This is a genomic window from Dietzia sp. IBK-p2-16D (assembly GCF_057773085.1).
Genome location: NZ_JBYMTL010000004.1, coordinates 325,297 through 335,592 on the forward strand (window position 1 = coordinate 325,297; position 10,296 = coordinate 335,592).

General features: G+C 67.0%; 12 protein-coding genes. 8 read left to right on the forward strand and 4 right to left on the reverse strand.

The window, feature by feature from the left end:
* Window positions 1-273: 273 nt before the first annotated feature.
* From AC3DE3_RS11320 to AC3DE3_RS11340, 5 genes are all read left to right on the forward strand, one after another.
* The gene (locus tag AC3DE3_RS11320) at window positions 274-1,290 is read left to right on the forward strand and encodes a CpaE-like family protein (protein WP_488370028.1); all 1,017 of its coding nucleotides are present in this window, start codon (window positions 274-276) and stop codon (window positions 1,288-1,290) included.
* A complete protein-coding gene (locus AC3DE3_RS11325; protein ID WP_488370029.1) occupies window positions 1,280-2,464 on the forward strand; it encodes a TadA family conjugal transfer-associated ATPase in 1,185 nt (394 codons plus the stop codon). The genes AC3DE3_RS11320 and AC3DE3_RS11325 overlap by 11 nt, the downstream gene beginning before the upstream one ends.
* Window positions 2,461-3,348, forward strand: a complete 888-nt coding sequence (locus AC3DE3_RS11330; protein WP_488370030.1) for a type II secretion system F family protein — start codon at window positions 2,461-2,463, stop codon at window positions 3,346-3,348. Before AC3DE3_RS11325 ends, AC3DE3_RS11330 begins: the two co-directional genes overlap by 4 nt.
* Entirely contained in the window at window positions 3,345-4,004 is a 660-nt protein-coding gene (locus AC3DE3_RS11335) for a type II secretion system F family protein (RefSeq protein WP_260486566.1), read from the forward strand. The genes AC3DE3_RS11330 and AC3DE3_RS11335 overlap by 4 nt, the downstream gene beginning before the upstream one ends.
* A gap of 69 nt (window positions 4,005-4,073) precedes the next feature.
* A complete protein-coding gene (locus tag AC3DE3_RS11340) occupies window positions 4,074-4,247 on the forward strand; it encodes a hypothetical protein (protein WP_488370031.1) in 174 nt (57 codons plus the stop codon).
* A gap of 779 nt (window positions 4,248-5,026) precedes the next feature.
* Here AC3DE3_RS11340 and AC3DE3_RS11345 read toward each other — a convergent pair.
* Window positions 5,027-5,785, reverse strand: coding sequence for a hypothetical protein (locus AC3DE3_RS11345; RefSeq protein WP_488370032.1), 759 nt, complete (start codon window positions 5,783-5,785; stop codon window positions 5,027-5,029).
* Between the two features lie 117 nt (window positions 5,786-5,902).
* The gene (locus tag AC3DE3_RS11350; RefSeq protein ID WP_488370033.1) at window positions 5,903-6,088 is read right to left on the reverse strand and encodes a hypothetical protein; all 186 of its coding nucleotides are present in this window, start codon (window positions 6,086-6,088) and stop codon (window positions 5,903-5,905) included.
* A 993-nt stretch (window positions 6,089-7,081) separates the two neighbouring features.
* On the opposite strand from AC3DE3_RS11350, the gene AC3DE3_RS11355 reads away from it, so the two are divergent.
* From AC3DE3_RS11355 to AC3DE3_RS11365, 3 genes are read left to right on the forward strand one after another with little or no spacing between them, the layout of a single operon-like run.
* The gene (locus tag AC3DE3_RS11355) at window positions 7,082-7,243 is read left to right on the forward strand and encodes a hypothetical protein (RefSeq protein WP_488370034.1); all 162 of its coding nucleotides are present in this window, start codon (window positions 7,082-7,084) and stop codon (window positions 7,241-7,243) included.
* Window positions 7,244-7,298: 55 nt separating this feature from the next.
* On the forward strand, window positions 7,299-7,487 hold the full coding sequence (locus AC3DE3_RS11360; protein WP_488370035.1) for a hypothetical protein: 189 nt from the start codon (window positions 7,299-7,301) through the stop codon (window positions 7,485-7,487).
* The gene (locus AC3DE3_RS11365; RefSeq protein ID WP_488370036.1) at window positions 7,484-7,885 is read left to right on the forward strand and encodes a helix-turn-helix domain-containing protein; all 402 of its coding nucleotides are present in this window, start codon (window positions 7,484-7,486) and stop codon (window positions 7,883-7,885) included. Before AC3DE3_RS11360 ends, AC3DE3_RS11365 begins: the two co-directional genes overlap by 4 nt.
* Before the next feature lie 275 nt (window positions 7,886-8,160).
* On the opposite strand, the gene AC3DE3_RS11370 is transcribed toward AC3DE3_RS11365, so the two are convergent.
* Both AC3DE3_RS11370 and AC3DE3_RS11375 read right to left on the reverse strand, forming a co-directional pair.
* A complete protein-coding gene (locus tag AC3DE3_RS11370) occupies window positions 8,161-8,412 on the reverse strand; it encodes an SOS response-associated peptidase family protein (protein ID WP_488370048.1) in 252 nt (83 codons plus the stop codon).
* 783 nt (window positions 8,413-9,195) lie between these two features.
* On the reverse strand, window positions 9,196-10,293 hold the full coding sequence (locus tag AC3DE3_RS11375) for an IS630 family transposase (protein ID WP_488370049.1): 1,098 nt from the start codon (window positions 10,291-10,293) through the stop codon (window positions 9,196-9,198).
* Window positions 10,294-10,296: the final 3 nt, after the last annotated feature.

The window sequence follows — 10,296 nt, forward strand, 5'->3', positions numbered from 1 at the left end:
GATGGGCGATACTTGCGGTGCCCGTGATGGGCATCCCCCTAGGTGTCAGTTCATCCCCCCCTAGAACTGGCACTTCTAAGAGACCGCGGCGCCCCCCTGCCGCGGTCTCTTGCATTTCCGAACGTGTCTCGCACGCGGCCGCCACTCATGCTGCGTGCGACGGCGGTGACGAGTCAGCCGGGTTCTCCACAGCCCCGTCCCCCTCCACAGCCCGACCGCCGCGGGCCCTCTCGGCGGCGGTGTCGGCCGGGTCGGTGGGTGAGGCTGGGCCCCGTGAACACGACTACGAGAACGCGATCCGTCGCGGTGGACGTCACCGACCCCGACCTGGACGCCGACGTGCGCGCCGTGCTGGCCGCCCTGGCCCTGGACACGGACCCCGCGGGCGGGGCGCACGGCGAGGTGGTGGTCACCGATCGCGCCGACCCGATGGCGGGGGTCGGTGGGTCACGCGTCGTGCGGATCGGATCTGACCGCGACCCGGGCGACGACGACGACGAGGTGGTCCGTCTGCCGTCCGGTACGGGCGATCTCGTGGGGATGCTGCTCGCGCCGGCACCGACGAGGTCGGGGCCGCTGGTGGAGGTGGCCGGCGCCGTGGGCGGTTGCGGGGCCAGCACCCTGGCGGCAGCCCTCGCGGTGCGGGCCGCCCCGTCCATCCGGACCCTGCTGGTCGAGGCGGACCCGCAGGGCACCGGCGTCGACCTCCTACTGGGCGCCGAGGACCGGCCCGGGCTGCGGGTCGAGGACGTGCGTGCCGATCTGGGGGGACCGGACCCGGAGGCCCTGTGGGGTGCGGTTCCCGAGGCCCTGCCCGGGCTCGGCGTCCTGGCGCGGTCCAGGCGCCGACCCGCCGCGGCCGACCCGGCCCCCGTCCGTGATGGCGCCCCGGGTGCGGTGCAGGCCCACCGGGAAACCGGGGGACTCGTGGTCAGCGATCGTGGTGGCCTCGCCGACGGCGGGCCCGCGCCGGCCGGAGCCGACCTCGTCGTCGTCGTCACCAGGGCCGACCTGTCGGGCGCGGTTGCCGCCGGACACGCGGTGCACGAGGCGCCCGGGGCGGTCCTGGTGATCAGGACCGGACGCGCCGATCCCCTGCACGCCGCAGACGTCGCCGACGCGGCCGGGGCGAGGCGCTGGTTCGTCCTGCCCGAGATCGCAGCGGTGCGCCGCGCCGCGGGCGCCGGTGACCTGGGGACCGCGCTCCACCGCGGGCGGGCGGGCCGGGTGCGACGACTGGCCGCGGTCGCCGACGAGTTGCTGGAGCAGGTGGGTCTCGATGGACGGTGACGATCCGGGCCCGGCCACGCCGTCGGTCGACCTGGTGGACAGGGTGCGTGCGCGACTGGCCGGGCTGGGGGTCGAACCCGAGCCCGACGAGGTGGTCCGCGCGGTGCGGGCCGAGTCGGGGGTCCTCCACGGGCACCTCGACCTGCTGCGGACCGCCCGGCTGGTCCGTGAACACCTGGCCGGGGCCGGGCCGCTCGAGGCGCTCCTGGCGAGTCCCGGGGTCACCGACGTGGTGGTCGACGGGCCGGGGCCGGCGCTGGTGGACCGCGGGCGTGGACTGGAGGAGACGGAGGTCTCGGTCCCGACCGAGGCCGAGCTGCGATCCCTGGCGGTGCGGTTGGCGGGGCGGGCCGGTCAGCGGCTCGATGACGCCCGCCCCTGGGCCGACGGGGTGGTGCGCTCCCGTGACGGGATGGCGTGGCGGTTGCACGCGGTACTGCCGCCGGTTGCCGTGGACGGTACCTGCCTGTCGCTACGGGTGTCGCGGCCGGCTCAGGTGACCTTCGACCGGCTGGTTGAGGCGGGAACGGTTCCACCCTCGGCGGAGGCGCTGCTGCGCGGACTCGTCGACGCCAGGGTGGGGTACCTCGTGGTGGGCGGGACCGGCTCCGGCAAGACCACCATGCTCGCGGCCCTGTTGGGGCTGGTCCCGGCGGCCGAGAGGCTGCTGTGCGTGGAGGATTCCCCTGAGCTCCGGCCCGCGCACCCGCACGTCGTGCGTCTCGTGGTGCGGCACGGCAACGTGGAGGGCGCCGGCGAGGTGACCATGGCCGACCTGGTCCGGCAGGCGCTGCGGATGCGTCCGGACCGGATCGCGGTGGGGGAGGTGCGCGGCGGCGAGGTCGCCGACCTGCTGGCCGCCCTGAACACCGGACACGACGGCAGTGCCGGCACCGTCCACGCCAATTCGCCCACGGAGCTGCCCGCCCGACTCGAGGCGCTCGGCGCGCTGGGCGGGCTCGACCGGGCGGCGCTGTCGGCGCAGGTGGCGGCGTCGTTGCGTGTGGTGGTGGGCATGCGCCGCCAACCCGACGGGCAGCGGGTCGTCGACTCGATCGGGGTGGTGCGACGCGAGGCGCACGGGATCGTCGTGGACCCGGCCTGGCGCGCCGACGGCGGAGAGGTCCCCGGTCGCGCGGGGTTGGATGCCCTGCTCGGGGAGCGGGTCCCGTGACGGCCGCGCTGTTCCTGGCGGCCGCGCTGCTGGCGTGGCCGGGCGGGATGGCGGCGCGCCGGTTGAGCGCTCTGGTGGACGAGGGCGGTCCGGCCCGTGACGGTACGGGGGCGGGCCGCCACGCCGGCGGGCCCGGGGATCCGGGCGTTCGGGCCCGGGCCGCCGGACTTCGCGCGGCCCTCGCCCGGGTGCCGGCCGGGGTGCTGTGGCCCCTGGCCGCGGGCACCGTCGCGCTGGTGGGGGCGGGTCCGTTCCATGCATGCGCGGCCGCGGTGCTGGGCGGTACCGCCGCCGACCTGCACGGGCGCGCGGCCGAGCGCCGACAGCGTCTCGTGCGGCTGGGGGCGTGGGAACGCGCGCTCGACGACATCTCCTCCGCCCTGCGGGCCGGAGCCGGGCCGGGTCACGCCCTCGGGCAGGCTGCCGACGCCGCGGGGGCACACGACCCGGAGGTGGCCGGGATCCTCACCGCGGCCGGGTCCCACGCCCGCCTGGGCGGTGACGTCGCCGTAGCCCTCCGTCCCGTCGGAGGTGACTCGCCGGCAGTGGACCGGGTCGCCGGCGAACTCGCCGGTGCCTGGCTCCTCGCCACGCGACACGGGGTGGTGTTGGCCGACGTCGTCGACGGACTGCGGACAGACGTCGCCTCGCGGCGCCAGCGGGCCCTCCGCGTCGACGCCACCCTCGCCGGACCCCGCGCCACCGCCGTCATCCTCACCGCGCTCCCCGGGCTGGGCGTCCTCCTGGGATCCGGCTTCGGAGCCGACCCTCTCGGGGTCCTCCGCAACGGCGCACTCGGGGGCGTGTTGTGCCTGGCCGGGGCGGTCCTGTTGGCCGCGGGGCTCCTGTGGACCGACCGCATCGCCGGCGGTGCCGCCCGATGACCGCGACCGTCCTGCTGCTCGCCGTCGCCGTGTGCGTGGCGCCGTGGCGTCCCCGCGCCGCCGGCAGGTTGGACGCCCTCCGCCACCTCTCCCACGTCTCGAGGCCCCGGGTCCGAGGCCGCGATCGGCCCGGAGTGCCATTCCTCCCGCTGCCGATGGCCTCGATGGCACGGATCACCCGCCGACGTGCCGTCCCCGCCGACACCGGATCCCTCGCCCAGCTGCTGGACCTGCTCGCGGTCGCGCTCCTGGCAGGTCTGCCCGCACCCGACGCCCTGGCCGCGGTCGCCGACGCGGTCGACCGCACCGATCCCGGCTCGGCGCTCCCGCTGCGGGCGGCGGCGGCACGGATGCGGCTCGGCGCCACCCCGGCCGAGGCCTGGCGTGAGGTCCCGGGCGCCGCACGGCTCGCCCCGATCTCCTCGGTACTGACCCGGGCGACGGACGGCGGCGGGTCGGTACGGGCCGCCCTCGAGCACGCCGCCGATCGAATGCGATCCGAGGCCGACGCCGCGGCCACCGCCCGCGCCGAGCGGGCCGCGGTCATGGTCGCCGGCCCGCTCGGCCTGTGCTTCCTTCCGGCGTTCGTCTGCCTGGGAGTGCTCCCCGTCGTGGTGGGACTCGCCGACGGGATGCTGCCGGGGGTCCTCCCGTGAGCGGACCCCGCGGCCACACCGATTCCGGGGCGGAGACACCGCCCCGGTCACCGAAGAAGGAGAACCCCGATGAACACCAACCCCACGACCCCGCTCGTCGCTCGTGCCCTCGTCTCGACCGGCGCGCTGATCGCTCGGACACGTACTGCGCTGAGACGACACTTCAACACGGTGAACAGCGCGGATGCCGGGATGTCGACCTGCCTTATGGTGGCAAACTCGGTGTCGAGTTGCGATTTGTAGTGATAGTCAACCTAGTAGGCGACGGCAATAGTGGTCGGACCGGTGGCAGCGTGTCCTGATTACTTAGGTCGAGCATGTGCGGTGCATCCAGGTCACCTCGGCACGCACCCGGGCCCAATCCGCATACTTGCTCTCGGTTGGGGTGGGTTCAAGTTTTCCGAGAGAACTGACTCGTGCGGCGACGTCATCGAGGATGACGGCGGTCGCCGCCTCCAAATGCGGGGCCGTCTGCGTCCACGCTACGGAATTTCCGATCGCACTTTGGGATTCGCATCCCGGACGTGATTGCCATGGCGGCTTCGGCGGCACTGGCAGACGTACGGCCCTGGATAAGGGGCACCAGCGGTCGACTAACCCCCATGCGCGTAATTGCCTGCCGCGCTGGTATCACTATTAGGTCAGCCGCTCGGCAGCGAGCTGCGGAGAGGAGAGACAGTTCGTGTCGAGGGAGTTAGTACGGAAAAACTTTCAGTGGCCGCAGGAGTTCGTAGGCCGCCTGGCCCGCAGTCGACTTGAGTGGCATCTGGAGGACCCATCGAGGCTCAAGGGCGGTACTCCAATTGTGAGTGAGACGGCGTATGCTCAAGCCCTCATTACTCTGGCGCTTGAGATGATCGATGACCCGGCAAAGTCTGAACGGCTGTGGGAAATACTGCAGAAGCAACGGCGGTCTTCAAAGATGGCTGGTGGGAAATAGATTCCGTTAGTTCTCTTTCTCGCGTACCTCGGCGCAGTGAAAAAGTCCGCGATAGGCATGCTTAACGCGCGTGACGGCCCTTCTAGATCGACTTCTTCCTTCTCTGAACCTTTTCACTCACGCCAGTCCGCCACCTAGAGTACAGGCGGATCGATGCGATGACATCGTTCTGCTCTCGCCATTCAGTTGCGCGGCGCGTAACACCGCCGCGGTTCTCGAATCCAGCAGTCCCTAGGAAAGTCCAGGCGGTGGCCGGGTACAAATGGAACTTCTTGTAGAGGCAATCAAGGATGTGGCCGCCTAAGCCTTCTGCAGCGTGGAGGCATTCACTGACCTCTTTATCGTCGGGTTGATACCCGGCGTGAACGACACGGTTACGAAGACCCGCCACCTTCTCGTACCAGCCGCCCACTGGCCCGATCGTTAGAGACCAATTTCCGCCAAGAATTTCGGGGAGTTTAGTTTTGACGCGAGGCGTGAGATCGGTCGAGAATACCTCCGCAGCACCTTGCTCGGACGTTTTTCCCTCCCATAGGCACATTCCAAGACATCCGTCGATTAGGGTCTCGCACCCAATAGCGACATGGAGTACTGATTCGGTATTTTTGCCGAGTTGCGTAGACGCATAGTTGGCATCCACTATTCTTTCGAGGAATGCGGTTGACGGATCCCCTGCTTGCAAGCGGGCGCGAGCAATCGCCACACTGTCGAAGTCGAGGCTTCCAATCTCATCCGCAACCGAACCTGTTCGGTTGGGCTCCATGGCGAGTAGCATCACGCCGTACGGAACTGGCTCGCTATCTGCAATTTTGCGCCTAGTCATGATGGCAAACGGGTGCATCCGTTTGTAAGTGAGTTCCTCGCAGGGTAGGTGGGTGAGAATCCGGTAAGGCCGGTGAAATTTAAAGAGTTCTTCTAGACATCGGGTTAGCGGGTCAGGTTTTGATTCTGTCGCATATCAGCCGTCTTCGCTGCCCACGAAAGTGATCATCTCAACCACCGTTCTGTAGCGATTGTCCTCTTGTGGCAAATCCACTGGATTCTTCTCTGTTAAAGAGAGAATGCGGGCGCTTGCTCGCATGAGGATTGAACTTTCCACGTCCATCGATGACTTCGACCGATCCGCAACCTGCAAGAAGCGCATCGAAACAAAGTTCTGGCCTTCTTTGTTTATGAAAGTCGGCTGGCCCTCTAGCGGTGCGAGCTCTAGTCCGTCCAAGTTGGGCTCGCGTTCGTTCGTTAATGCGGTCCATGTCGACCCGTCCGGTATTGGAACGGGATCAGGTAGAATGACAAAGAAACCAGCATAACATGGGGCGTTGATGGTCTCTTGGGGTTGGGCATGGCCAATGGTTACACAAGATGAACGTCGTTTGGGCCACGCTTGATTTGTAGTGGCCTGTTTTGGACAGAAATTCCAGAAAACGAAGCGGCGAACCGTGTGTCTGATTCCTGCAGGGCGTGATTGGCCTCCGTCGAACGAAGGTAGTCACGAGCGGCACTAGCAATCAGTCTGTAGCGATCAGACTTGGGCGGTCTAGATAGAAGTCACACAGGATTGGGACTCGGGATGGATCACGAAGGGGTCTGGGGCATTCGTGAGAAATCAAGTTGCCGAGCAAGACGAAAATTGGGATCCTGTCCTCGGCGGACATGGGATTGGCCTGGCGCACGAGACTGGAAGTTTAACTTTTCGGAGTGCCTTAACTTTTTCCAGAGTTGCCCGCTTACCCGCGACAGCGCCGAAGCCCCCACCGACGAGCTGTTCGAGATCCTCCTCGAGCAGGGCCGCGCCTTGCGTCGAGAGACCAAGCGCCGCGACTCCCTTACCGCCGGCCCGAAGAAGAAGGCATGACCACGTTGACGCAGGCCCAAACCGAGGTCGAGGTCCGCAGCGTCGTGATCGACCGCACGGACGCGGTCATCGACCGGGAGCAGATTTCGGACTGTGTAGACGTCTACCTCGCGAGCATCGAACGCGAGGTGGGCCACGCGACCACATCGACCGCGGCACAGTGGCTCGGCTCATCGAAACCGTCGTCAGTTACGTCGAGGGATGACCCGGGAGTTAGATCCCCCGTTTGCATGGCCGGACTGTTAACCTCCCCCCGTCGTTGTTCACTGAAAAGGGCAGGTCATGGACGCCCTTACCCAGTTCCTCAACTCGATCCCAGGCTTTCAGGGCTCGATGCAGACCTTGAACCGCAACAACCTCGCCGTCCTCCAGGCCAATGGCATGGGAGACGCTTGGTGGATTCCAGGCTTCATCGCCGAGCAGCAGGCCGCGGGCTGGCTCTGACAGGCCCTCTGGCACCCGCTCGCGACGGCGCTTCCTGTTGTGGCAGGGAGCGCCGTTGACTGTGTACATCGTCGGCACCGGCCCCAGTGAGTTGCACGCTCACATCGACCTCGACCGCCGCCTGCGCGACCTCCGCCACGATGGCGGGGCCGCGGTGTCCGTGGTGTCGACCGCCCACGAGGACGGGCACTGGTCGGTCGTAGCCGAGGTCTGGGACGACGCGGCGGGGGAGGGGACACGATGACCCCAGACGAAGCACGATCGCTGGGGCGAGCCATCCGCACCGTACGTCACGAAACCGGACTTACCCAGCTCAAGCTTGGGCTCGCCGCCGGCGTCAGCGGGAGCCAGATAAGCATCTGGGAGAGGGGCCAGGTCCCCGCCGCCCGAGGCCGGCCGGCCCACCCGCCGACCATGAACCGGCAGCAGCTCGCCGCCATCGCAGGCGCTCTGGGATGCACCGCCGCGCACATCGCCGACCGTGCAGCCCTATCGGCCGCCACTCGAGTGAGCCTCGGCCTGCAACCCCTCGGGCCCTCGCGCACGCTCGTCGCGGGCATCGCCTACGACCTCACCGACGCCGAAGCCGTCCGAGTCGCCGATTTCATCGCCGGCCTCATCGCCGCCCGCGACCTTGACTGACCGGCGAAGTCGGAGATCCCCGCTACGGGCCGGTCTATATCGGAGACAGCGTGGGCGTCCAGTCCATGATCGCCCCGCACGCCAGGCACTCGTACGTCCGAGAACCCGGCCCCACCTGCCCGACCGGGGGCGGACGCCAGCCCACCAGCAGACTGTCCGGGCCGAAAGCGTGCCCGTTGGGGCAATAGCCGGGCCGATCCTCAACAGCACTCATAGACCGCGACCGTAGTCGACAGACCCGACGGCCTACCCCGACCGGACGCTGACGGTCTGCCCTATCTGACTGGGTCGATTAGCCGACTGTCATACCGATCGAGAGTGCGGACGTTGTTGACTGCCCGCGACACTGGCCTGGTTCGCAAAGTTGCCGCGACCGATCGGGACTCGACATCGAGGAGGTCGAGCAGATCGCCGGCCTGGTCCTTGTTGATCTTCCCCGGGGCGAGCCAGGTGTCCCACGCGGCCGGGGTCAGAAAGACAGGCATTCGATCGTGCACCTCGCCGGCCGCGTCCTCACCCGTCCTTATCTGCCTCTCAAATCAGCGCTGCCGATAGAAGTTGCAGGTCAGCCTGCTTCAGAGAAGCCGCGTGCGAGGAACTCAAGTGCGAGTAATGTCAGGCACGGTGCAGTCGGATTGACGTACGATTTCGGTACTCGCCATGGGAGCGACTAGTGTCGCGCGTGGGAAGTCATTTCACGGTTGGTGTTGTGAAATCATGAGGCATGGCGAATCGTGCTGCCCCGGCTTTGGTTCTGCGTCTCGGCGATCGCGAGAAGCTTGAGCGAACGACGCGTTCGCAGTCGACGTTGGCGGGCATCGGCCAGCCTCGGTGTGCGCCATGCGTAGTGCATGAGAAGTTGGTTGGGTGACGCTCCCGCTCCGTCAAGGCTGAACTGGCGGAACAACACGCGCATCTGCGCAGATAGGCCACCAGGTATTCATGAAGCAACGGCTTATTATTAGCCCACATCCTGGTATTCCCTTATTTCTATGGGGCGGGCCTCCGCTTTCGCAAGGGGGTCGTGCCGGCTTCGTTGATACCGAGCGTGTTGGACTTTCGAGCAATCTAGTCAGGGACTTTGAAGCTTGGCAGTTGGCCTGGAAAGGAAACTTCCACGATCGCATGCTAAATGACAAAGGGATGATAGCCCCTCACTGGAGAGAGGGGTTCGATAGCGCCAATTGGCGATCCCAAGGGGTTGCGCTGATGAACAGATTGCAAGACGAGAGACCGGATCTGGATGTGCGCAATGGATTCGATATGTACGTTTATCCAACGGATCCAGTTACACACGAGCCCCAATATGACTAGCGGTCCGCATTTGCAGTCTTCTCACGGTTGGCTTTCGTGAGGACTTCGTCGGCGGTTTTCGTCCAGATGAAGGGGTGGGAACGGTTGTTCCAGCCGTCTATGAAGGCGCGGATCTTGGCGTTGAGGTCCTTGACAGAGGTGAAGACTCCGCGGCGGATGGCCTGGCGTTCGACGATACCGAACCAGACCTCCACCAGGTTCATCCACGAGGCGTGAGTGGGCGTGAAGTGGACCGTGAACCGTGGGTTGTCAGCCATCCATGCCTTGACGTTGGCGTGCTTGTGGGCGGCGTAGTTGTCCATTACCAGGTGCAGCTTGACTGGCTGGCCGTCGGCATCGACCACGTTCCGGTAGGCCCGCTCGACCTGCTTGAGGAACGCCAGGAACTCCTGGTTTCGGTGCCGGGGCTTGAGGGCGGCGGTGACCTGCCCTGTGGCGATGTCCAGCGCCGCGAACAGCGTCGATGTGCCGTGCCGGACGTAGTCGTGGCTGCGCCGCTCGATCAGGCCGGGCTGCATGGGCAAGATCGGTTGGGTGCGATCCAGCGCCTGAATCTGGGACTTCTCATCCACGCACAGCACGATCGCGTTCTCCGGGGGCGCCAGGTACAGCCCGCAAATGTCGGTGACCTTGCCGACCAGCTCGGGATCGGTGGAGAACCGAAACGACTCGGCCCGCCACGGCTTGATCCCATAGGCACGCCACGCGGTGACCACCGTCGAGGCCGAGACCTTCAACCGCGCCGCCAGCAACCGCGACGACCAGTGGGTCACGCCCAAACTCTTCGGCGGCGGCATCAACGTCGCCGTCACGATCGCCGCGTGATCGATCGTGCGCGGCCGGCCAGAACGCTTCTCATCGACCAGTCCCGCGATGCCCTTGTCCTCATACCTGGACCGCCACAAATTCACCTTCGGACGCGACGCACCAGCCAGCTCCGCGATCTCGGCATTGCGCCGGCCCTCCGAGGCCAGCAGCACGATCCGCGCCCGCTGCACCATCCCCGCCGACATCGACTGCGAACGCGTCATCCTCTCAAGCTTTTCGTGATCGCCGGGACGCAACATCAATGCCGGGGCAGGTCGATTCGCCATGCC

Coding starts and splice junctions, on each gene's coding strand:
- AC3DE3_RS11325 (WP_488370029.1), top strand. CDS start 1,280: ATGGACGGTGACGATCCGGGCCCGGCCACGCCGTCGGTCGACCTGGTG.
- AC3DE3_RS11335 (WP_260486566.1), top strand. CDS start 3,345: ATGACCGCGACCGTCCTGCTGCTCGCCGTCGCCGTGTGCGTGGCGCCG.
- AC3DE3_RS11340 (WP_488370031.1), top strand. CDS start 4,074: ATGAACACCAACCCCACGACCCCGCTCGTCGCTCGTGCCCTCGTCTCG.
- AC3DE3_RS11345 (WP_488370032.1), bottom strand. CDS start 5,785: ATGCACCCGTTTGCCATCATGACTAGGCGCAAAATTGCAGATAGCGAG.
- AC3DE3_RS11350 (WP_488370033.1), bottom strand. CDS start 6,088: ATGCGCTTCTTGCAGGTTGCGGATCGGTCGAAGTCATCGATGGACGTG.
- AC3DE3_RS11355 (WP_488370034.1), top strand. CDS start 7,082: ATGGACGCCCTTACCCAGTTCCTCAACTCGATCCCAGGCTTTCAGGGC.
- AC3DE3_RS11365 (WP_488370036.1), top strand. CDS start 7,484: ATGACCCCAGACGAAGCACGATCGCTGGGGCGAGCCATCCGCACCGTA.
- AC3DE3_RS11375 (WP_488370049.1), bottom strand. CDS start 10,293: ATGGCGAATCGACCTGCCCCGGCATTGATGTTGCGTCCCGGCGATCAC.